General features: G+C 37.6%; 18 protein-coding genes. 16 read left to right on the top strand and 2 right to left on the bottom strand.

Annotated elements, in window-relative coordinates; translation table 11 throughout:
* The 6 genes from AB3I20_RS09030 to rny all read left to right on the top strand — a co-directional run bounded on the left by AB3I20_RS09030 (position 1) and on the right by rny (position 6,901).
* Entirely contained in the window at positions 1-726 is a 726-nt protein-coding gene (locus AB3I20_RS09030; RefSeq protein WP_071869014.1) for an SDR family oxidoreductase, read from the top strand.
* Between the two features lie 22 nt (positions 727-748).
* Positions 749-1,633 (top strand): RodZ domain-containing protein, encoded by an 885-nt coding sequence (locus AB3I20_RS09025; RefSeq protein ID WP_071869015.1) that lies wholly within the window; start codon positions 749-751, stop codon positions 1,631-1,633.
* Positions 1,634-1,787: 154 nt separating this feature from the next.
* Entirely contained in the window at positions 1,788-2,366 is a 579-nt protein-coding gene (gene pgsA, locus AB3I20_RS09020; RefSeq protein ID WP_368027189.1) for a CDP-diacylglycerol--glycerol-3-phosphate 3-phosphatidyltransferase, read from the top strand.
* Positions 2,367-2,462: 96 nt separating this feature from the next.
* Positions 2,463-3,707: a competence/damage-inducible protein A gene (locus AB3I20_RS09015; RefSeq protein WP_368027188.1), complete on the top strand. Its 1,245-nt coding sequence runs from the start codon at positions 2,463-2,465 to the stop codon at positions 3,705-3,707.
* A gap of 104 nt (positions 3,708-3,811) precedes the next feature.
* Positions 3,812-4,858: a recombinase RecA gene (gene recA / locus AB3I20_RS09010; protein ID WP_067484637.1), complete on the top strand. Its 1,047-nt coding sequence runs from the start codon at positions 3,812-3,814 to the stop codon at positions 4,856-4,858.
* Between the two features lie 486 nt (positions 4,859-5,344).
* The gene (rny, locus tag AB3I20_RS09005; RefSeq protein ID WP_067484639.1) at positions 5,345-6,901 is read left to right on the top strand and encodes a ribonuclease Y; all 1,557 of its coding nucleotides are present in this window, start codon (positions 5,345-5,347) and stop codon (positions 6,899-6,901) included.
* A gap of 42 nt (positions 6,902-6,943) precedes the next feature.
* Here the strand turns inward: rny and proC are convergent, their stop codons facing one another.
* A complete protein-coding gene (proC, locus tag AB3I20_RS09000; RefSeq protein WP_067484643.1) occupies positions 6,944-7,759 on the bottom strand; it encodes a pyrroline-5-carboxylate reductase in 816 nt (271 codons plus the stop codon).
* A 143-nt stretch (positions 7,760-7,902) separates the two neighbouring features.
* On the opposite strand from proC, the gene mprF reads away from it, so the two are divergent.
* The 8 genes from mprF (at position 7,903) to AB3I20_RS08960 (ending at position 17,959) form a co-directional block, all read left to right on the top strand.
* Positions 7,903-10,476, top strand: a complete 2,574-nt coding sequence (gene mprF, locus AB3I20_RS08995) for a bifunctional lysylphosphatidylglycerol flippase/synthetase MprF (protein WP_368027187.1) — start codon at positions 7,903-7,905, stop codon at positions 10,474-10,476.
* A gap of 181 nt (positions 10,477-10,657) precedes the next feature.
* Positions 10,658-11,509, top strand: coding sequence for a 4-(cytidine 5'-diphospho)-2-C-methyl-D-erythritol kinase (gene ispE / locus AB3I20_RS08990; RefSeq protein WP_071869017.1), 852 nt, complete (start codon positions 10,658-10,660; stop codon positions 11,507-11,509).
* 406 nt (positions 11,510-11,915) lie between these two features.
* Positions 11,916-12,869 (top strand): metal ABC transporter substrate-binding protein, encoded by a 954-nt coding sequence (locus AB3I20_RS08985; RefSeq protein WP_071869038.1) that lies wholly within the window; start codon positions 11,916-11,918, stop codon positions 12,867-12,869.
* Positions 12,870-12,901: 32 nt separating this feature from the next.
* On the top strand, positions 12,902-13,582 hold the full coding sequence (locus AB3I20_RS08980; protein ID WP_067484650.1) for a metal ABC transporter ATP-binding protein: 681 nt from the start codon (positions 12,902-12,904) through the stop codon (positions 13,580-13,582).
* Complete coding sequence (locus AB3I20_RS08975) at positions 13,555-14,382, top strand: metal ABC transporter permease (protein WP_270608440.1); 828 nt, start codon at positions 13,555-13,557, stop codon at positions 14,380-14,382. Before AB3I20_RS08980 ends, AB3I20_RS08975 begins: the two co-directional genes overlap by 28 nt.
* A 163-nt stretch (positions 14,383-14,545) precedes the next feature.
* Entirely contained in the window at positions 14,546-15,367 is an 822-nt protein-coding gene (gene purR, locus AB3I20_RS08970) for a pur operon repressor (protein ID WP_067484655.1), read from the top strand.
* Between the two features lie 157 nt (positions 15,368-15,524).
* The gene (gene glmU / locus AB3I20_RS08965) at positions 15,525-16,898 is read left to right on the top strand and encodes a bifunctional UDP-N-acetylglucosamine diphosphorylase/glucosamine-1-phosphate N-acetyltransferase GlmU (RefSeq protein ID WP_067484657.1); all 1,374 of its coding nucleotides are present in this window, start codon (positions 15,525-15,527) and stop codon (positions 16,896-16,898) included.
* A gap of 92 nt (positions 16,899-16,990) precedes the next feature.
* Positions 16,991-17,959 carry a ribose-phosphate diphosphokinase gene (locus tag AB3I20_RS08960; protein ID WP_067484661.1) on the top strand — a complete coding sequence of 323 codons (969 nt, stop codon included), beginning with the start codon at positions 16,991-16,993 and terminating at the stop codon, positions 17,957-17,959.
* A gap of 111 nt (positions 17,960-18,070) precedes the next feature.
* Here AB3I20_RS08960 and AB3I20_RS08955 read toward each other — a convergent pair whose 3' ends face one another.
* Complete coding sequence (locus tag AB3I20_RS08955; protein ID WP_095803862.1) at positions 18,071-18,847, bottom strand: hypothetical protein; 777 nt, start codon at positions 18,845-18,847, stop codon at positions 18,071-18,073.
* Between the two features lie 265 nt (positions 18,848-19,112).
* Between AB3I20_RS08955 and AB3I20_RS08950 the strand changes: the two genes are divergently transcribed.
* Both AB3I20_RS08950 and AB3I20_RS08945 read left to right on the top strand, forming a co-directional pair.
* A complete protein-coding gene (locus AB3I20_RS08950) occupies positions 19,113-20,825 on the top strand; it encodes a patatin-like phospholipase family protein (protein WP_270346727.1) in 1,713 nt (570 codons plus the stop codon).
* Positions 20,795-21,013, top strand: a complete 219-nt coding sequence (locus tag AB3I20_RS08945; RefSeq protein WP_067484668.1) for a YdbC family protein — start codon at positions 20,795-20,797, stop codon at positions 21,011-21,013. Before AB3I20_RS08950 ends, AB3I20_RS08945 begins: the two co-directional genes overlap by 31 nt.
* Positions 21,014-21,029 lie beyond the last annotated feature (16 nt).

The raw sequence follows: 21,029 nt of genomic DNA, 5'->3' as shown, positions 1-21,029 counted from the left end.
ATGCCAACGGCGTTAGTTATGGGAGCTAGTGGGGATATTGGTGAAGCGATTTGTCGTCAGTTGGCGCAAGAGGGCTGGTCATTGTATTGTCACTATCATCGCAATGAAAAAAAAGTATTAAATTTCGTTTTAGACTTGCAAAAATGTTATCCGCTGCAAGATTTTTTTATGGTATCCTTAGACATGTTAAGCATGGAAGAAATACCGAAATTTACACAAGGATTATTTCAAGTTGACAGTGTCATTTTTGCATCAGGATTTACGAAATATGCTTTGTTTAAGGAGTATACGGAATTAGACATGGACCAGCTTTGGCAAATTCATGTGAAATCTCCGCTATTGCTTTTGCAAAGGCTAGAAACAAAACTTGCTCGGTCTGATTATGGCAGAATTGTGTTTATTGGTTCTGTTTACGGGATGCAAGGAAGCAGTATGGAAACAGTTTACAGTGCTGTTAAAGGTGCCCAACAAGCATTTGTTAAAGCATATGCAAAAGAAGTTGCAACATTAGGAATAACGGCCAATGTCATAGCGCCAGGAGCTGTCGCAACAGCGATGAATCAGGACTGGTCTAAGACAGAATTAACGGAATTAAAAGAGGCAATCCCGCTAGGAAGACTAGCTCAGCCAAAAGAAATTGCTGCTGCTGTCACATTTTTATTACAAAAAGAAGCGGCCTATGTCACCGGAATTACACTACCAGTAACGGGTGGTTGGCTAGAATAAAAAGACTGGAGAAGATGAACGAGTGGCTTTTGAAACCATTGGGGAAAAATTACGGCAAGCTCGTCTAAATAAAAAAATATCTTTAGACGAATTACAACAAATTACAAAAATTCAAAAACGTTACCTTGAAGCAATCGATAACGACGAATTCGATCAACTTCCTGGTAAGTTTTATGTACGTGCATTTATTCGTCAGTATGCGCAAGCTGTTGGAGAAGATGGCGATAAACTTGTGGATGTTTTCGATGGAAAAAGAAAATTATCTGATGGCTCAGAAATTAAAAGACCAGAGCCAGAAACTGTTAGTGGTTCACGAAAAGCAATGCACCAAGAAGAATTTAAACCAAGTAAATTTTGGACAAGTCTGCCTGTTGTTTTGTTAGGATTGGTTGCAGTTGCAATCGTGATTGTTGTTGGTTATATGACGTGGCAAGATCGACAAGCGGCACCAATTATTAGTGAAGCGAGCTCATCAATGACAGTCGATGGATCAATTGAGGAAACAAAGCAATCCTCACAATCAAGTGAATCAACGTCAGCACAATCTTCGACAGTTGAATCCACGACTGAAGAAAAGAAGATGACGATTACTGCTGGTACAGATACAACGAATGCAATTGATGTGAACATTATTGATGCAACGGAGCCTTTAACACTGGAATTCACAGCGAAAGATCGTGTGTGGGTAGGTGTGATGGTTAATGGTGCGTATGTTTACCAAGGAACACTTGCAACTGGTGAATCACAGAGTACACAGATTGCTGCTAATGTGCCTAATGCAGTTGTGACAATTGGTGCAGCAAGCAATATTTCAATTAAAGCAAATGGGGAAGATGTTCCAGTGAATGCTGGAGAAAATAATTTAAGTCCCAAAAACGTTAACCTTGCTATCCAATACGCAGAATAATTCAAACAAAACTGCAATAAAAATCCACTCGATTTTTATTGCAGTTTTTCAATAGTAAAATGAATAATTTTTTTCGTGAGTGAAAAAAGTAAGTTATTTCTGTGGAAACTTTAGTGAGACTCACGTAAAATGAACAAGAAAGGAGTGCAATAGTGTGAATTTACCAAATAAATTAACTGTATTAAGAATTTGTATGATTCCAATCTTTATCCTTGTTGTAGGAATACCTTTGGATTGGGGACAATTGACGGTGGGAACAACAACTGTTGCTGTAACACAAATAGTTGGAGCAATCATTTTTGCAATTGCAAGTATTACTGACTGGCTTGACGGGAAAATTGCTCGTTCTCAAGGTTTAGTAACAAACTTCGGGAAATTTGCCGATCCTTTAGCAGACAAAATGTTAGTTATGACAGCATTTATTATGTTAGTTGGTCAAGATAAAGCACCAGCATGGGTTGTTGCGATTATTGTTTGCCGAGAATTAGCGGTAACAGGTTTACGCCTATTATTAGTTGAACATGGTGAAGTAATGGCAGCTGCATGGCCTGGAAAAGTGAAAACTGCTACTCAAATGGTTGCAATCATTTTGTTGCTTATCAATAACATTCCATTTAACTTGATTGGTCTTCCATTAGATCAAATTATGCTTTATGCATGTTTAGTATTCACAATCTATTCTGGTGTTGATTACTTTGCCAAAAATAGTGCTGTGTTTAAAGGCTCAATGTAATTTCGATAAAAGCTTGGTGACAATTTTGTCCCAAGCTTTTTTAAATAAAAAAATATTTTCGTTATAGCGTATTAATTATTAGGGAGAGGAAAATTTATGAAAGCAGAGATTATTGCAGTAGGAACAGAGCTACTTCTTGGTCAAGTGGTCAATACAAACGCAACTTTTTTGGCTGAGCAGTTAGCAGATCTTGGTATTGAAGTTTACTATCAGACAGTTGTTGGGGATAACAAACAAAGACTAGATGAGTTGATAGGCTTAGCAGAGTCACGAAGCGAGTTAATTATTTTGTGTGGTGGGTTAGGTCCTACAGAGGATGACTTAACCAAAGAAGTAACCGCTGACCATTTGGGGAAAGGGTTGGTTCAAGATAGAGAAGCCTATCAAAAATTATTAGAGTTTTTTGAAACAACCAAGCGTAAAATGACTGCGAATAATTTACAACAGTCACAAACTATTGAAGGAGGTATTGTTTTACCAAATCGTACAGGGCTAGCTGTTGGGACATTTATCCAAGAAGAATCTCATGCGTATATCTTACTCCCTGGGCCACCAAGTGAACTGAAACCAATGTTCATTGAGCAAGTGCGTCCATTATTGATCGAAAAATTTCCTTCAAAAGAAAAATTAATTTCACGCGTCTTACGTTTTTATGGCATTGGTGAATCACGATTAGTTACAGAACTAGCCGAACTAATCTCAACACAAATCAATCCGACGATTGCACCCTATGCGAAACCCAATGAAGTTACCTTACGTTTAACGGTTAAAACCAATGATATTCATGCCGGTAATCAAGCATTGCTTGCACTGGAAGAAAAAATTCAGGAACGGGTGGGCAAATATTTTTATGGCTATGGAGATGATAATTCGTTAGAAAAAGTTGTAGTCGATTTGCTAAAAGAAAGAGGGAAAACAGTAACTGCTGCTGAAAGTTTAACTGCAGGAGAGTTTCAAGCAACATTAGGAAAACTTTCCGGTGTTTCTGAAGTTTTTCCTGGAGGATTCGTGACATACTCAGAAGAAACAAAAGCCGATTTTTTAAACATCGATCCGCAATTTCTGGAAAAATATGGAACTGTGAGTCAAGAGTGTGCCGAAAAAATGGCTGAGCAAGCAAGAAAGTTAGCGAAAACGGACTATGCGGTATCGTTTACAGGCGTTGCAGGACCAGGTATGCTTGAAAACCAATCCGTCGGAACAGTTTGGATTGCTGTAGCTTCAGCTGAGGAAGTAAGTGCAACTAAGTTTCAATTTACGCGCGGACGTGAAGCAATTCGTCGCAACTCGGTAATGGAAGGTCTGAATATGTTACGTAAGCGGATTTTAAGAAAAAAATAAAATGCGAATATTTGTTCGGTTTTTCTTGCTTTTTAATTCTAAAACCGCTATGATAATTGTATTGAAATGACGTTGTTAATGTGAATATAAGGAGGATTATCGTATTGGCAGATGATCGTAAAGCGGCCTTAGATGCTGCGTTAAAGAAAATTGAAAAAAGTTATGGTAAAGGTTCTATTATGAAATTGGGCGAGAAAATCGACCAACAAATCTCAACAATTCCAAGTGGTTCACTTGCTTTAGATGTAGCATTGGGAGTAGGTGGTTATCCACGAGGAAGAATCATCGAAGTTTACGGGCCAGAAAGTTCTGGTAAAACAACGGTTGCACTTCATGCAATTGCCGAAGTACAAAAAAATGGTGGGACAGCAGCCTTTATTGATGCTGAACACGCATTGGATCCTCAATATGCCCAAAAATTAGGCGTTAATATCGATGAATTGTTGTTATCACAACCAGATACAGGTGAACAAGGATTAGAGATTGCTGATGCATTGGTTTCAAGTGGTGCAGTAGATATCGTTGTTGTCGATTCAGTAGCAGCGTTAGTTCCACGAGCAGAAATTGATGGTGAAATGGGTGACGCTCACGTTGGATTACAGGCTCGTTTGATGTCCCAAGCTTTGCGTAAATTGTCAGGTTCAATTAATAAAACAAAAACAATTGCGATTTTTATCAACCAAATTCGTGAAAAAGTAGGCGTAATGTTTGGTAACCCAGAAGTAACACCTGGGGGACGTGCATTGAAGTTCTATGCAACGATTCGTTTAGAAGTACGTCGTGCAGAACAATTGAAACAAGGGACAGATATTGTCGGAAACCGTACGAAAATTAAGGTAGTTAAAAACAAAGTTGCACCACCATTTAAAGTAGCAGAAGTTGATGTAATGTATGGACTAGGAATCTCACAAGAGGGAGAACTACTTGATATGGCGGTAGAAAAAGATATCGTTGATAAAAGTGGCGCTTGGTATTCATATAAAGAAGATCGTATCGGCCAAGGACGCGAAAATGCAAAAATTTATATGTCTACTCACCCAGAAATGATGAATGAAATTTCTGGCTTGGTTCGCGAAGCTTATGGAATTGGTGAAGGTATTGAAACAGAGGAAAAACCTGAACAGGAAGAATTACCTTTAACAGAAGAATAATGAATTTGACTTTCAAAGGTCGGGACAAACTGTCTCGACCTTTTTTGTCGAGGGTGAAACTAGAAGTTAGAGTCTTCATCAAGAGTAAGAGGTTTTCTCAAAAATAAAAGAACATTTGTAATCGTTAATTTATATTTATAGGACAATTTGCATTCGGATATAACAGTTGCGGTTATCTAGTTCAACGGAAATAATCGAAAACTTGACTTTTATCTGTGAAAAGAAAAAAGGATTAAGTCTAGCGAATAAACCAAGTGCTATCAAGACCTCTTTCTGTCGGTAATGATAAAAAACCACCGTTTAATATAAATTTAGAAAGCAGTTTCTTTGTTTATTTAAAGTTGACACTAAGGGGTACAAACATTAGAATAAACTTGTGTACTTTTTGTGCACATATGCAAGTAGGCATATTGATAAGATTAAAATAGTTTATCAGAAAAACTACGTGATTGATAAAATGAAAAAGATAGTATGGAGGTGGATTTTATGGTATTCAACATTCTCCTCGCTATCATCGGTTTAATTGTCGGTCTTGGTTTAGGGTTGGTCGTTGCGAAGTCACGTCACGAAAAAGAGATAGCTGGTGCAAAAACATCAGCTGTGGGTATTATCGACAGTGCAAAGAAAGAAGCAGAGACTCTAAAAAAAGAAGCATTGTTGGAAGCTAAGGAAGAAAATCAGAAATATCGTTCTGAAGTTGAAAGTGAGCTGAGAGAAAGCAAATTAGAATTAAAATCTCAAGAAAATCGATTGATTCAACGTGAACAAACATTGAATCGTAAAGATGACTCATTGGAAAAACGTGAGAACTCACTTGAAAGCAAAGAAGAAATACTTAGTTCAAAACAGCAATTAATTGAAGAGCGAGAACAAGACGTTGAAAAATTGATTGAAGATCAACAAAAAGAGTTAGAGAAAATTGCTGGTTTATCTAAAGAAGATGCAAAGGATGTTATCATGAAGTCAACCGAGGAAGAGTTGAATCATGAGTTAACTGTTATGGTGAAAGAATCTGAACAGCGTGCAAAAGAAGAGGCTGATCGTAAAGCGAAGAACTTGCTTTCATTAGCTATTCAACGTTGTGCGGCAGATCAAGTTTCTGAAACCACAGTATCAGTTGTTACTTTGCCAAATGATGAGATGAAAGGTCGCATTATTGGTAGAGAAGGTCGTAACATTCGCACATTAGAAACACTAACAGGAATTGATTTGATTATCGATGACACTCCTGAAGCAGTTGTTCTTTCTGGTTTTGATCCAATTCGGAGAGAAATCGCAAGAATGACGTTGGAAAAATTAATTCAAGATGGGCGTATCCATCCAGCTCGTATTGAAGAAATGGTTGAAAAATCACGTAAAGAAATGGATGAACGTATTCGCGAATATGGAGAAGAGGCTGCGTTTGAAGTTGGTGCGCATACACTCCATCCAGATTTAATTAAGATTTTGGGACGATTACGCTTTAGAACAAGTTATGGTCAAAATGTGTTGAAACATTCAGTGGAAGTTGCTAAACTATCTGGAATTTTAGCTGCAGAATTAGGCGAAGATATCCAATTAGCTAAACGAGCAGGCTTGCTACATGATATTGGGAAAGCACTTGACCATGAAATTGAAGGTTCTCATGTTGAGATTGGTGCAGAATTAGCTGCCAAATACAAAGAAAATCCAGTGGTTATCAATGCGATTGCTTCTCACCATGGTGATGTGGAAGCGACATCGGTTATTTCAGTACTTGTTGCTGCAGCCGATGCTTTATCAGCTGCTCGACCTGGTGCACGAAGCGAATCTTTAGAAAACTATATTCGTCGTCTTCAAAACTTAGAAAATATTTCTAATAGTTTTGCCGGCGTAGATTCAAGTTTTGCTGTACAAGCAGGACGTGAAGTACGTGTAATGGTAAAACCTGAAGAAATTTCTGACTTAGAAGCAGTTCGTTTGGTTAGAGATATTCGTAAGCGAATTGAAGAAGAATTAGATTATCCTGGACACATTAAAGTAACTGTTATTCGCGAAACACGAGCAACAGATTACGCTAAATAAAAAAACGACCAATGACTATTTTAGTCATTGGTCGTTTTTTTATTATTGTTGATTTTTTTGTGCAAGCATTTCTTGATCTTTTTCAATGGTAGTATTGATTCCCTTGATGATTGCTGGAATAAACCCAGCTTCTTCAAGTGCAACGACCCCGGCAACTGTTGTTCCTCCTGGAGAGGAAACTTGGTCAACTAATTCCCAAGGATTTTCATTGCTCTCAAGGAATTTTTCGCACGAACCTAAAATTGCTTTGGCAGAGATTTCAGTGGCTAATTTTTTGGGTAAGCCATTGAACACCCCGGCTCTTCCCATAGCGTCAATGAGCATGTAAACAAACGCAGGAGAACTTCCAGCCAAGCCAATAAAAGCACTAAAATCTGCTTCGGCTAAAGGATAGACGCTCCCGATTGCTTCAAAGATTCGTGTTGCGTGTGCGAATTGTTCTTCGGTAGCAACAGAATTTTTACAAATGGCAGAAACTCCGGCACCAACGCTGACATTGACATTTGGCATGACGCGGATTATCGCAGCTTGCGAGCTATTTAAGGCTGTTTCAAGATCATTTAAAGTTGTGCCAGATGCAATAGAAATAAAAAGAATTTTTTGACTATAGTCTTGTAGTTCATGAAGTACGGTTGAAATAATTTTAGGTTTTACTGCGAGTAGAAGAATGTCTACTTGTTCAGCGACTTCTTGGTTTGTTTGACAAGCAGTGACTCCTGTTTGCTTGGCAAAGGCTTGTGCGTTTTCAAAATGGCCACTCGAAACAAAAATTTCATCTTTTGAAAAAGTTTCTTTTTCAAGTAGCCCACGAATAATTGCTTGTGCCATATTTCCTGTTCCAATAAATCCAATGTTCATTTTATTTCCTCCCTTTTGATTTTAGAATAGCTTTGTTTGTTAGGAATCGCAAGCAACGTGCTAAGCAAAAGTGGAAAATTATAATTAAATAAGCTAACATTAGTGTTATGAAATGAAAGTACATGAGTTTGGAAGGTAAAAATGTGAAAAATAAAATACAATTGATTCTTCAATGGATGAAAAGTCATAGTCTGATTTTAAAATTGATTTTTTTTGGTTCAGTATTAGTCTTTGTCGCGAATCAGGTTGCTAATATCGCAAATGGTATGAGTTGGCAAGATATTTTGGAAACAATGGATAAGCAGAATCACCTAACAATTGTTTTAATGACGTTGCTTGGATTACTGGGTGTGTTACCAATGCTTTTATATGATTGGGTGACACTTAGAGTATTGGAAAAGCAAGGAAAGCCTAAGATGCCAAGGCAAGAATTTTTTCTAGCGGCTTGGATTACGAATACAATCAACAATTTGGCAGGATTTGGTGGTGTCGTGGGTGCAAGCTTGCGCGCTAATTTTTATGGTAAGCAGGCGGATCGAAAAAAGGTACTGGCAACTGTTTCAAAAGTAGCAGTCTTTATGATAACAGGTTTATCTGTGTGGTCGCTGTTCACTTTTGTGGATGTCTTTTTCATTCAAACAGAGAGTATTTTTCGAAGTTATTGGATTTGGTTACTAGGTGGAAGTTTTGTTGCACCGGTCATTTTCTTTTTTGCGTATCTTAAAAGAAGGACCTTGTTTTCAGAATTTTATCCAAAAGGCTTGGTGGGTTTGTTTTTTGCCTCGTTTGGTCAGTGGACAGGTGCGCTAACCGTATTTCTATTAATCGGCAAGCTGATGGGAATCAACGTATCCCTTCATTCGATTTATCCCATGTTTATTGTGGCAACGCTGATAGGTATGTTAACGATGGTTCCGGGTGGCATGGGAACGTTTGACGTGTTGATGATTCTTGGTATGAGTCAGTTAGCTGTTCGTCAAAATGTAGCAGTTGTTTGGTTATTGTATTATCGCCTATTTTATTATGTAGTGCCATTTTTAACAGGTATTCTTTTGTTTATCACGCATACTGGTGTGAAAGTGAACAGGTTTCTTGATAATATCCCACGGTTGTTTTTCCAAAAAGTGGCACATATCATTTTAGTTAGTGCTGTTTATTTTGCGGGTATCATGATGGTTTTACTATCAACAATTACAAATTTATCTGCGATTAGTCGCCTATTTCAAATTTTGTTGCCTTTTTCATTTAATTTCTTAGATCAGACACTCAACCTACTTGTCGGATTTTTACTGTTAGGCTTGGCTCGTGGTTTAGCGATGAAGGTGAAAAAAGCGTATTTGCCAACAATCACCTTGTTGATTTTTGGTATTTTAAATACGATTACTCGAACGTTGTCGTGGGAATTGATTTTAGTTTATGTCCTTATTTTGTTAGCAGTTTGGCTGGCACGCAAGGAGTTTTATCGCAAAAAATTTGTCTATTCTTGGGGAGCAATCGCTTTTGATGCTTGCTTATTCGGGTTCTTGTTTGTTGTTTATGCAATTGCAGGTTATCATAGTGATCAATTTTGGGTAGGACGAATGACTGCGAACAATTTTATTCTGTTTCCTTCAGATGAGGTCTGGTTTTCTGGACTGGTTGGTTTAGGTATTTCGTTGTTAGCGCTGGTGGCGTTATATCAGTATTTATCTACGGCAACGGAGGAGCTTGGAACGGAGCTAGAGGCAGAGCGATTGGATCAGCTGATTGATCAATATGGTGGAACAGCTTCTAGTCATTATTTGCAATTGTCGGGATATAAATATTTTTATTATCAAGAAGGTAGCAAAGATCAAGTAGTTTTTGGCTATCAGGTGAAGGGAAATAAATGCTTTGTGCTTGGAGATCCAATTGGTAATCCAGCTATGTGGCGAACGGCAACCAAAAGCTTTCTGAAAAAAGCTGATTGTTTAGGTTATCAGCTGGCTTTTTATAAGGTGTCAGAAAAATATGTTGTGATGCTGCATGAAGTTGGGTTTCGTTTTGTTAAAGTAGGGGAAGCAGGGATTGCTGACTTAACGATTGCAGATGTTCCTTGGCTGAATCAACAATTAGAATATCAACGATTAACAAATGAAGGTTATCATTTTACTTGGTATGATGAAATTCCTGAGGAACTGCTTGCAACACTGGGAGAGGTGTCACATGCTTGGTTGAACGGCGAAACAGAGAAACATTTTTCTGTTGGCCGATTTGACAAAGAGTACGTGAAGACCAGTGGCGTGGGTGTTGTTCGAAAAGACCAACAAGTAGTTGGTTTTGTGACGGCACAACCGATGACACAAACACAAGCAGGATATGATTTGTTGCGAGTGTTGCCGGGAGAACCTGTCGCATTGAGTGACTACCTGTTAGCAAATTTGTTTGTTGTGTATCAAAAACAAGGTTACTTGGAAGCAAATCTTGGTCTAGCACCTTTGGCGAACGTTGGAGAAACAGATTTTTCATTTATTCAAGAAAAAATGATGAACATCGTTTATAATTATGGAAACTTTTTCTATGCTTTCCAAACGACTTATGAAAGAAAATCAAGGTATGTCAGTCGTTGGGAAGGACGTTACTTTGCTTATATGAAAGGTAGCAATTTTGTATTCGCAACTCTTCAATTATTTATTCTGATTGGTCGCGGGAAAGGGAAAAATCCAAGCTTAGCTCAAGAAGTTTTGACTGAACTATAAATAGGTAATGAGAATAAAAATCGATTTGAAAGATTGAGAGGATAAGAATGAATAACGTCTTATCCTCTTTTTTTCTTTTTGCTTCAGTTGAAATAGGAATTTAAGGCGGAAGTTAGCTATACTTTTATTTTCCCCTATGATAGAATACTTTCGACTTAGACTTTTCGAATGGGTGAGAGGTATGGAACTAATTGAAAAAGCACCAGCCAAAATAAATTTAGGATTGGATGTATTATATAAACGGCCAGATGGGTACCATGAACTTGAGATGGTTATGTCGAGTGTGGACTTAGCAGATCATTTGATTTTTGAAGAATTACCTGAAGATCAAATCGTGGTGGAAACAAATAAAGCTTTCTTGCCTGTAGATCAACGAAATAATGTCTATCAAGCAGCCGTATTACTGAAAAATAAATTTAATATCAAAAAAGGCGTTAAAATCGTTGTTCAAAAAAATATCCCAGTGGCTGCTGGCCTAGGTGGAGGCAGTACTGATTGTGCCGCAGCCTTGCGCGGAATCAATCAATTATGGGATTTGGGCTGTTCCTTAGAAGAATTAGCAGCAATCGGCTTAGAAGTTGGTACAGATGTTCCTTACTGTGTATATGGGAATACGGCATTTATTGGTGGTAAGGGTGAGGAAGTAAAACTTATTCCATCTATGCCACAGTGTTGGGTTATTCTAGTCAAACCAAGAATGAGTGTTTCTACACGAACAGTGTTTAGAGATCTTGACACGCAATCCATTCAGCATCAGGACGTCGCTGGATTGGTGGAAGCAATCCAACAACAAGACTATCAACAAATGATTCAAAAAATGGGAAACAGTTTAGAAGATGTGACTGGGAAAAGGCATCCTGTCATTCATCAGATCAAAGAACGAATGATTAAATATGGAGCGGACGTGGCTTTGATGAGCGGTAGTGGACCAACAGTTTTTGGTTTGTGCCAACACTATTCGAGAGCACAACGAGTATATAATGGATTAAAAGGGTTTTGTGATGAAGTTTATCTTGTACGCACATTGCGTTAAAGCTTAAGTGAATTTCGGAAAAGATTTTTGTAGTCGATTTAATAACTGAGAAGCAATTAAAAAGCATATAAGTTTAGTTTTCTTTTGCGGCTAAACTTATGTGCTTTTTTTTATTCCAGGGAAATGGTGGAAGCATGACCTTTATCCAATTGTAACAATTCATGGGATCACCCCTTTCGTAAAGTTTACGCCATTTTATCTGAGAATAGAATGATGGTCTAGTTGCTGAAAAGAAAGCCTATTCTATGAAAAAGTATTCAAGTGTTTTACGGTTTACTTCTAAATATGCGTTGTAAATCAGAAATTTTCCGAATCCTATTGACTGCGATTTTTTATTTTGATACATTAGTCCACGTTGACAAATCGTAAAATTCCGATTTGCTATTTTAGAAAGGGGTAAACAATGATTAAAAAATATGTATGGGCAACGATAGCTGTTGCAGGAATGTTGTTATTTGCTGCTTGTGGACAAACTGAAAAGAAAAGTGAGTCAAAGACAGACGAATTAACCATTATTACTTCTTTTTATCCAATGTATGATTTTACGAAGGAAGTTGTTGGTGACGAAGGCAAAGTTGAGTTACTGATACCTGCAGGAACAGAACCCCATGATTTTGAACCAAGTGCAAAAGAGATGGCAAAAATTTCAGATGCAGATGTTTTCGTGTATAATAGTTCAGACATGGAAATTTTTGTTGATTCAATAAAGAAATCAGTTGATCAAGAAAAAACATTGATGATTGAGGCAGCTAAGGGAATTGAACGCTTAGAAGGAACGGAAGACCATGATCACGAAGCTGAAGATGAGCATGAAGAGAGCCATGACGGACATGAGCACGAATATGATCCTCATGTATGGTTAGACCCAGTATTAGCAATTCAAGAAGTTCAAACCATTGCGAAAGAATTGGGAGATAAATATCCTGAAAAGAAAGCGACATTTGATAAAAACGCGGAAGCTTATATCAAAAAGTTAGAAGAGTTAAATCAAAAATACGCAACAGAATTAAAAGATGCAAAAAATCGGACATTTGTTACGCAACATGCTGCATTTGCTTATTTAGCTAATCAATATAACTTAACGCAAAAATCAATTTCAGGTATTTCACCAGATCAAGAGCCGACACCAAGTCGCTTGGCAGAACTGAAATCATTTGTTGAGGAAAATCAGACAAAAGTCATTTATTTTGAAGAAAATGCTTCTTCGAAAGTGGCTGAGACGCTAGCTGCTGAAACAGGCGTGAAGCTTGAAGTGCTAAATCCACTGGAAAGCTTAACGGAAAAACAAATGGCTGCTGGTGAGAATTATATTTCTGTAATGGAAGAAAATTTAGCGGCATTGAAAGAAAGCATTAAGTAAGTTATCGAGTAAGTTTAGAAGGAGGTCTTGTGATGCATTATATCGAAGTATCTGATTTGACCTTTTATTATGAAGAAGAACCAGTATTAGAAGATGTATCTTATCATGTTGATGCTGGGGAGTTTGTCATTTTAACTGGAGAAAATGGAGCAGCAAAGTCAACGTTGATTAAAGCAACTTTGGGATTATTAAAGCCCACTAAAGGAACTGTCACGATTGCTACGGAAAATCAAGAAGGAAAAAAATTGAAGATTGGCTACATTCCCCAACAAGTAGCATCATTTAACGCGGGATTTCCAAGCACAGTAATTGAATTAGTTCGTTCAGGACGGTTTCCTAGAGGTAAGTGGTTCAAACGTCTGACTAAAAAGGATCACGAATACGTGAAGCTTGCCTTGGAGTCTGTTGGAATGTGGGATATGCGGCATCGTCGAATTGGTGAGCTGTCAGGCGGACAAAAACAACGAATTAGTTTGGCACGTTTGTTTGCAACTGATCCAGATTTATTTATTTTAGATGAACCAACGACAGGGATGGATGAAGAATCTAGAAATGAATTTTATCGTTTGTTGCGACATAGTGCGCATGTGCATGGAAAATCAGTTTTGATGATTACTCACGATCATGAGGACATCAAGCAGTATGCAGATCGACAAATTCGTTTGGTAAGGAAGGAGGATTCTCAATGGCGTTGCTTTCATATGAATTCATGAGAAGAGCATTTCTTGCTGCGATTTTTATTGCGGGAATTGCCCCAATGCTGGGCGTTTTCTTAGTAATTAGAAGACAGTCGTTGATGGCTGATACACTTTCTCATGTTTCGTTAGCAGGTGTGGCGTTGGGGTTCTTTCTCAATTTGAACCCAACAGTTACCACAATGATTGTTGTGGTCTTAGCAGCAATCGTTTTAGAATATCTACGTACGATTTATCGGACGTACTCTGAGATTTCGATTGCAATTTTAATGGCCGGAGGACTAGCGTTAGCGTTAGTCTTGATGAATTTGAGTGGTGGGAATTCTGCAACGAGCATTCAATCTTATTTATTTGGATCAATTGTGACCATCACGTGGGATCAAGTCATTTTTTTAGGTATTTTATTTGTAGTCATTGGTATCTTATTTGTTTTATTCAAACGTCCAATGTATGTCCTAACTTTCGATGAAGATGTGGCGCATGTTGACGGATTGCCTATCCATGCGATGTCGATGATGTTTAACGTGATCACAGGTATTGCGATTGCGGTAATGATTCCAATTGCAGGGGCATTGTTGATTTCTGCAATCATGGTGTTACCAGCAGCAATCGGCATGCGCTTAGGTCGGAGCTTCAACGTCGTGATTGCAATTAGTATTTTTGTTGGCTTTGTCGGGATGCTTTCTGGATTAGGTAGTTCCTTTTACTTGGACACACCGCCGGGAGCAACAATCACGTTAGTCTTTATTGCATTATTCTTAATCGTTAATATAGTGAAACGACTATCAATTGGGTTAAAACGAAAAAATCGAGCATAAAATGTGTTGAAAGAAACGGCGGAAACGAAATATTTCCACCGTTTCTTTTTTTATAAATCAGAAATACCGAACTATTTTCTTATTTTTTTATAAAATGCTCGAATTTTTGAAAAAAAACTTATATAATGAAAAACGACAATTTTAAAAAAGGGAGCTGGAATATGTGAAAGTACGTCGCAGTGAGCGTCTTGTTGATATGACTCAATACTTATTAGATCATCCACACGAATTGATTTCGTTAACAAGTTTTGCCGAACGTTATGAATCTGCTAAATCTTCCATCAGTGAGGACTTAGCGATTATCAAGAAAACATTTAAAGAAAGAGGTTACGGCACACTAGAGACAATTCCTGGTGCGGCGGGTGGTGTCTTGTTTATTCCCGAGATTCCTTACGAAGAAGCAAAAAAATATATTGAATCTTTAGCCGAACGTTTATCAGAACAAGATCGCTTGTTGCCAGGTGGCTATGTTTATCTATCAGATTTATTAGGAGAACCTGAGTTATTAAGACAAGTTGGGAAAATCATCGCATCAAAATATTTAGGTGAAAAAATTGATGCCGTGATGACAGTTGCGACAAAAGGTGTACCAATTGCCCAAGCTGTTTCTTATTATTTAAATGCTCCGTTTGTCATTGTTCGACGTGATTCAAAAATCACTGAGGGCTCGACTGTGAGTGTAAATTATGTTTCAGGCTCATCTGAGCGAATTGAAAAAATGGAACTTTCAAAAAGAAGTTTGAAACGTGGTTCAAGAGTTCTTGTCGTCGACGACTTTATGAAAGGCGGCGGAACAGTCAACGGAATGAAGAGTTTGATTGAAGAATTCGAATCTGAATTAGTTGGTATCACTGTTTTTGCAGAATCAAAATTCCATGGACATCGTGCAATCGATGATTATACTTCACTACTTTATGTGAAAGATGTTGATACAAAAACGAAAAACATCACAGTTGTTCCTGGAAATTATTTCTCAGAAGAATAACTTTATCAGCGAAACGAATCAAGTTAGAAGAGGTTGGGACAAAAAGCTGTCCCAACTTTTTTATTTTTAACGCAATTTTTTAAAATAATCGTTAGTTGAAAAAAAGCGAGCACTGGGCTAAACTTAACACAGGAAATGATAACTAGGAGTGAAGTAAGTGGAAGCACGTTATGCAATTATTTTGGCAGCGGGAAAAGGAACTCGTATGAAGTCAAAATTATATAAAGTATTACATCCAGTTTCTGGAAAACCAATGGTCGAACATATTATCAATCGAGTAAGTGAAACTAATCCTGACGAAATCATTACCATCGTTGGTCATGGGGCTGAACAAGTAAAAGCACAATTAGGTGAACGTAGTGAGTATGCTTTACAAGCAGAACAACTAGGCACTGGGCACGCAGTTTTACAAGCAGCCTCTTTCTTAGAAGGCAAAAAAGGAACAACGTTAGTCATCAGTGGTGACACACCATTATTAACAACAGAAACACTAAACAATTTATTTGAATACCATCAAGGAAAAAATGCTAGTGCAACGATTTTAACAGCACAAGCACAAAATCCTACTGGTTACGGACGAATCATCCGCGACCATGTTGGAATCGTAGAAAAAATTGTCGAACAAAAAGATGCTTCACCAGAAGAAGCACGCGTAAAAGAAATCAACACAGGTACTTACTGTTTTGACAACGAAGCATTATTTACTGCCTTGAATAAAGTGGGTACGAACAATGCCCAAGGTGAATATTACTTAACTGATATTATTGAAATTCTAAAAGAAGATGGCAATACGGTTGCTGCCTATCAAACAGAAAATTTTGAAGAATCAATGGGTGTAAATGATCGTATCGCATTGGCAAAAGCAAATGAAATCATGCGTAAACGAATTAATGAAGCACACATGACTAATGGTGTCACTTTTGTTGATCCAGCGTCAACTTATATTGATGCGGGTGTTGTTATTGGTTCAGATACAGTGATTGAAGCAGGCGTACAATTACAAGGCGAAACAGTCATTGGGATGGATTGCATGATTGGTGCACATTCACGAATTGTGGACAGTGTGATTGAAGATAACGTTGTAATTACTAATTCTGTGATTGAAAGCAGTCATGTGAAAAAAGCAGCAGATGTTGGCCCATTTGCTCACTTACGTCCAAACGCTGAAATTGGTGAAGGGGCGCACATTGGAAACTTTGTTGAAGTGAAAAATGCTGAGATTGGCAATCATACAAAAGTTGGTCATTTGACTTACGTTGGTGATGCAACATTAGGTGAGGACATCAATGTTGGTTGTGGTGTGGTTTTCGTTAACTATGATGGTAAACAAAAACATCATACAAAAGTCGGTGCCCACAGCTTCATTGGCTCAAACTCAAACATCGTTGCACCGGTGACAATCGAAGATCATAGTTCGATTGCAGCGGGCTCAACCATTACAAATGATGTTCCTGAATATGCACTTGCAATTGCACGTGCGCGACAAGTAAACAAAGAAGGATATGCGAAAAAACTCCCTTATCTCAATTAGTTTTTTGTAAAATAACTTGATTTATTTAAAAAATATGTCTACTATTTACTAGGAAGAATTCCAGAGTTGTGAAAAAGAAAGTGGAGGTCCCCATGTCAAATCATTATTTTGATCCAAGATTAAAAATTTTTGCATTAAACTCAAATCGCCCATTAGCTGAGAAAATCGCTGCAGCTGTTGGTGTAGAATTAGGTAAATCATCTGTTACTCAATTCAGTGATGGTGAGATTCAAGTAAATATTGAAGAAAGTATTCGTGGTTCACATGTGTATGTTATCCAATCAACAAGTAGTCCAGTAAATGATAATTTAATGGAACTGTTGATTATGATCGATGCTTTGAAACGCGCTAGTGCAAAAACAATTAATGTAGTTATGCCGTACTATGGTTATGCTCGTCAAGACCGTAAAGCGCGTGCGCGGGAACCAATCACTGCTAAATTAGTTGCAAACATGATTCAAAAAGCAGGAGCAACAAGAATGTTGACCCTAGACCTTCACGCTGTTCAAATTCAAGGTTTCTTTGATATTCCTGTTGACCATTTAATGGGTGCACCATTAATTGCTAATTATTTCTTAGAAAAAGGAATCAAAGGCGACGATGTTGTTGTTGTTTCACCTGACCACGGTGGCGTAACTCGTGCGCGTAAATTGGCTGAGTTCCTAAAAGCACCAATTGCAATCATCGACAAAAGACGTCCTAAAGCAAATGTTGCAGAAGTAATGAATATCATCGGTAAAGTTGAAGGAAAAACATGTGTCTTGATCGATGACATGATTGATACTGCAGGTACGATCACCTTAGCAGCTAACGCGTTGAAAGAAGCAGGAGCAACAAGTGTTTATGCTTCTTGTACACATCCAGTCTTATCTGGTCCAGCTTTGCAAAGAATTGAAGATTCAGCAATTGAACGCTTAGTTGTAACGGACTCAATTTATCTACCAGAAGATCGTAAAATTGATAAAATCGACGAAGTTAGCGTTGGTGGTTTGATGGGTGACGCAATTAAACGTATCCATGAAAATAAACCAGTTAGCCCACTTTTTGAAACAAAAAAATAAGCACTTAAAAAGATTGAACAAAGAGCCTATGGCTTTTTGTTCAATCTTTTTTTGCGAAAAAAGGAACGTAACATCTAACTGTTACGTTCCTTTACACAGGTAAAAAATTTTTTAATTTAGTGTACCGTAGGCAAAGTCATCCACATCACTGATTAGACGCCAACGTCGGTCAAGTGTGTTGTAGACGAGTGTACCAATTACAGGTTCTTCACGGTAGCGAGTCCCTTTTAATTTCCAAATGTAGTCTTCGATCACATAGATGGGGATTCGATACTCATCATTGATCAATCCAGCTTGTTCAAATGAAAAAATAATGCCTTCTTGCATCAATGGACGCATTTCTTTTAGTAAATCACCATTGATTTTTTCAACAGTGATGCCACGGCGAAAGAATGATTTCTTTTCGTTGATTTTATCTGCAAGAATTTGACTCATCTTGTCTGCAAAAATTCGGTAAAATTCATCCAGGTAACGATAATAAATTCGGTTCAACTGATCGCTTAAATCAAAATAAACAAAATTATTTTGTAATTTATAGAAAAATGGTGAGTGCAGATGCGTTTTCATATGCCCAAAATACAATAATTCTGAAATTTCTAATGGTGATAGTTCTTTTAGCATAGTTAGGTCTGTAAAATCGATCCACTTTAAGTCGTCCGCATTATGACGATTACGAAGTGAGGAGAAGAAATGTTGAATATTTTCTGTTCCACGAATGATTTTCAAACCAGTGTGAGGTTCATATTCTCCTGCTGAAGCAGCAGGATCTAATAATAGCAAGTTTTGAGGATAATGCACGATGCTGTTTGAAAAATCATTTGCAGTTAATCCTTTGGTTAAAACAGCGTTACTAGTTGTGTCGATATGTACATAAACTGAATCAGTCATCATGCTCCTCCTTACTTGATTTCTCAACTATTTTATTTTACAACAATTGTAAGAAAAAAGCTTGTTTCTTTTATTTTAAAATTCCATTACAAAGTCACGTTTTCATTGAAAATAATCGTAGCTTTCAAATTGCTTTAAATTTGATATCAGTTATTTTTTAGAAAAGATAAATGAACTCTTTTGTTTTTGTAAAGGATAGGCGCAATTAGTTCAGACAAGAAATTTTTTTCAGAGACTGCTATACTTGGAGAAAAAGGAGAGAACGATGGATATCCAACCAATTTATTGGTCAGAAAGGCAGCGTCTACACAATGAAAGTCGAAAAATGGAACAACCATTTCCGTTTTTCAATGAACAACAAAAAAGTCGTGATTCTTTTTGGCAAACGGCAAAAAAGAAAAATGCATGGCGAGTCAAAGCTGGTAAACTAGTGCTCTACTTTGAGAAGAAAACAGGAGAAGCAAGTGAGTCAGATCATTTGGTGATAACAAATGTGTTAGCCAACGAATCTTTCCGGCAATGGCGTCAATTATTTACATTGCTGGAAAGTTGTGCGCGCTACTTTTTGAAATCGGCTTGTCAGTTTTCCTTTTCACAACCACTTTCTTCCCAAATGACCGAATTATTTATTCAATTTGGGTACCAAACAGTTGATACCAGGACTACTCAGTGGGTGAAAAATGTTTCTGGAAAATCTGCTGTGGTTTTTGGCGGGGGCGGCGCACATGGGGCCTACCAAATTGGTGTGTGGAAGGCATTACAAGAAGCTGGCTTTTCGATTGAACTTATTACCGGCACGTCAGTTGGTGCAATCAATGGCGTCTTGATGTTGCAAGGTGATTTGGATCAAGCTGAATTTTTATGGACGAATTTATCCACCAATCAGATTTTGGCTGTACCAGAGAACGTGCCTTTAACTGATTTGCGTCAACAGTTGTTGACTGATATTCGTCGAATGACCAAGACGGCTGTTTTAACTCGCGGTATTTCTTCACAGCCTTTAGAAGAACTGCTAAGAAAATCATTGGATTTGAAAAGCATAGTTCAAAAAACGAAGCCACAACTATTTACAGTTACGACTAAAATTCCTGAAATGATTGAGAAAGTGGTGCCTATTCAAAAAATGCCACCAGAGCAGATTCCGGAGTGGATTGTTGCTTCCGCTTCTTTTTATCCAGCGATGGCCTATAAAAAAATTGACAAAGATCGCTATATTGATGGCGGATATAAAAATAATCTGCCAGTGGATGTTGCGATTGAACAAGGAGCAACTGAAGCTTTTGTGGTAGATGTTCAAGGACCAGGAATTACAAAAAGAGTCAAAAAACCATTAGGATTTGTTGAATGGCGTTGTCGCTCACTTTGGACGCTAGGTACATTTTTGATTTTTGATGGACAGCGTAATTCAATGAATTTACAATTAGGTTATTTAGAAACAAAAAAACAGCTGCACCAATATGAAGGTCATTGGTATACCTTTGATTCGACCGTGTTGGCTGAAAAAATTTGGAAAAAATTTCTGCGCACGTTAGCCAAGGAAAAAAATTTAGAGCTTTCTTTTTTCTATGACGTAAAATTTTGGGAGAATTTGCGTAATGTATATAAAGACAGGGTCGTTATTGAAACTTGCGGATTAGCAATGCTAGAACTATTGGCAAAACAAATGTATTTACTGCCTAATAAAGTTTATCAAGTACCAGAAATGATAACGTTGATTCGTGAAAAAGAACAACGTCCATTTACAGAAATTGTTACGAATGAAATTGGGTTACTAAGTATGGAAGAGTGGTGGTCTTCTTCAAGAGAACAACGTTTAGAACAAAAGTTGACGGAACTAGCAAAAGAACTTTATGCTAGTACGAAAGAGAAGGTTCAAACGTTGCTTAAGGAACAACCATTGAACACATTATTTGTTTTATATGCACATTATCTTAAGGAGGAACAAGAATGGCACAAGAATTTTCCTATGAAATCATAGAAGAAATCGCAATTTTATCTGAAAACGCAAAGGGCTGGCGTAAAGAATTAAACTTAGTTAGCTGGAATGGTCGCCCGCCGAAATTTGATTTGCGTGACTGGTCACCGGAACACGAAAAAATGGGGAAAGGATTGACATTGACGAACGAAGAGTTTGAAGCATTGCAAAAAGCGATAGAAAACATGTAAGAAAGGACCCTGTCGA

The sequence above is a fragment of the Enterococcus sp. C50 genome (assembly GCF_040887505.1).
Classification (GTDB): domain Bacteria; phylum Bacillota; class Bacilli; order Lactobacillales; family Enterococcaceae; genus Enterococcus_B; species Enterococcus_B thailandicus.
The sequence above is the reverse complement of the archived record's forward strand: the minus strand, read 5'-3'. Positions and strand labels throughout refer to the sequence as shown.

Excerpts from the sequence above, each read along its gene's own strand:
- AB3I20_RS08945 (WP_067484668.1), top strand. The coding sequence starts at position 20,795 with ATGGCACAAGAATTTTCCTATGAAATCATAGAAGAAATCGCAATTTTA.
- AB3I20_RS08975 (WP_270608440.1), top strand. The coding sequence starts at position 13,555 with ATGGCGTTGCTTTCATATGAATTCATGAGAAGAGCATTTCTTGCTGCG.
- rny (WP_067484639.1), top strand. The coding sequence starts at position 5,345 with ATGGTATTCAACATTCTCCTCGCTATCATCGGTTTAATTGTCGGTCTT.
- AB3I20_RS08960 (WP_067484661.1), top strand. The coding sequence starts at position 16,991 with ATGTCAAATCATTATTTTGATCCAAGATTAAAAATTTTTGCATTAAAC.
- ispE (WP_071869017.1), top strand. The coding sequence starts at position 10,658 with ATGGAACTAATTGAAAAAGCACCAGCCAAAATAAATTTAGGATTGGAT.
- proC (WP_067484643.1), bottom strand. The coding sequence starts at position 7,759 with ATGAACATTGGATTTATTGGAACAGGAAATATGGCACAAGCAATTATT.
- AB3I20_RS08980 (WP_067484650.1), top strand. The coding sequence starts at position 12,902 with ATGCATTATATCGAAGTATCTGATTTGACCTTTTATTATGAAGAAGAA.
- AB3I20_RS09030 (WP_071869014.1), top strand. The coding sequence starts at position 1 with ATGCCAACGGCGTTAGTTATGGGAGCTAGTGGGGATATTGGTGAAGCG.
- AB3I20_RS08950 (WP_270346727.1), top strand. The coding sequence starts at position 19,113 with ATGGATATCCAACCAATTTATTGGTCAGAAAGGCAGCGTCTACACAAT.
- AB3I20_RS09015 (WP_368027188.1), top strand. The coding sequence starts at position 2,463 with ATGAAAGCAGAGATTATTGCAGTAGGAACAGAGCTACTTCTTGGTCAA.
- AB3I20_RS08955 (WP_095803862.1), bottom strand. The coding sequence starts at position 18,847 with ATGACTGATTCAGTTTATGTACATATCGACACAACTAGTAACGCTGTT.